Below are 1,424 nucleotides of genomic sequence, written 5' to 3'. Positions count from 1 at the left end.
GCCCTGGAGGGCGGTGACTGACGGCTGCGCGACGACCGGGTGCCGAAGCCTCCCGAGCCGTGCGGTGCGACGGCTCGGCGCCGGACGATCCTGTGCTGATTCTGGGAGTCCTTCCCCGGCGGTTCCCCCTTATCGCGAAGGGGGAGTATCATTGACGCCGACAATGATGGTTGCTGCGGCGCCGGTGGGCGCGCGGCGGGACTCCAAGGAGGAATCGTGGACGAGCGAGTGTACGAGCTGCTGAACGACCAGATCAACAAGGAACTGTATTCCGCCTACCTCTATATGTCGTTCGCTGACTACTACGAGGACGAGGGGCTGTCCGGCTTCGCCAACTGGTACATGATCCAGGCGGCCGAGGAGCGCGACCACGCCCTGATCTTCCGCAAGTACCTGCTGGACAACGGCAAGTCCGTGCAGCTGAAGGGCATCGACCAGCCCGACAAGACGTTCTCGTCGTACCTGGGGCCGCTGGAGGCCGCGCTCGAGCACGAGAAGTACGTGACGAGCCTGATCAACGACATCTACGGAGCCGCCCACGACGTGAAGGACTACCGTACGATGAAGTTCCTGGACTGGTTCATCGAGGAGCAGCTGGAGGAAGAGACGAACGCCGAGGACATGATCACGAAGATGAAGCTGTTCGGCACCGACGCCAAGGCGCTTTACGACTTGGACCAGGAGTATGCGGCGCGCGCGTACTCGGTGCCTACGCCGCTCGCGAACGCGTAGCACGCGGGCACGCCTCCCGGCAAACGGGCGGGGTGCATGATTGAGGGTCGGGCCCTGTTAAGGGGCTCGTGGGGGCTCCCTGCGGGGAGCTGACGAAAAAGGGTCGCAGGCTTTATGGCTTGCGACCCTTTTGCTTTTGGTGGGCGATAACGGATTCGAACCGCTGACCTTGTGCGTGTAAAGCACCTGCGCTCCCGCTGCGCCAATCGCCCTTGGCCGCGTCGTCTCGGATGACGGCGGGTCACTCATTCTCCCACAGAATGCTGGTTCGCGCAATGCGGCACGCGTCTTGGGGGGCGTGCCGCCGGAACTGGCGGGCGCTTCCCCGCGTCCGGCCGCCAGCGGTCGCGCTGCGGGTTTTCCACCGTCGGCTATCGGCGCGGAGAGCCCGCGCGGCTGCGCCTTAATCTGGGGCGTTAGGTTTCCGCTTGATCCGTGCTTGATCCATGTTGGAACCGTGCATGGTTCCAACGGTCGGGGTGCTGGAAACGTGCAAGGTCGGGGCGGTTTCGCGCGGGGTGCCCTGACGGTTCCCCGGCAAGGTTGCGGATGCATACTGGAGGCACGGAATCCCGGATGCGGAGGTAACGATGAGACGAAGGAAAACCATGGTGGCGGGCATCGCCTGCGGCGTGCTGTGCGCGGCGTGCGTCCTCGCCTATCTGACCAGCGTGCGCGGCGAGGCGGATGCC

General features: G+C 64.7%; 1 protein-coding gene and 1 tRNA gene. One reads left to right on the top strand and one right to left on the bottom strand.

Going from position 1 to position 1,424, the window contains the following annotated elements; all coding sequences use genetic code 11:
• The first annotated feature begins 216 nt into the window (after positions 1–216).
• Positions 217–732, top strand: a complete 516-nt coding sequence (locus tag GPA_RS11810) for a ferritin (protein WP_041239559.1) — start codon at positions 217–219, stop codon at positions 730–732.
• A gap of 137 nt (positions 733–869) precedes the next feature.
• Here the strand turns inward: GPA_RS11810 and GPA_RS11805 are convergent.
• A tRNA-Val gene (locus tag GPA_RS11805) sits at positions 870–944 on the bottom strand.
• Between the last annotated feature and the right edge of the window lie 480 nt (positions 945–1,424).

This window comes from Gordonibacter pamelaeae 7-10-1-b, assembly GCF_000210055.1.
Classification (GTDB): Bacteria; Actinomycetota; Coriobacteriia; order Coriobacteriales; family Eggerthellaceae; genus Gordonibacter; species Gordonibacter pamelaeae.
This window is presented reverse-complemented; position numbering and strand designations above follow the sequence as displayed.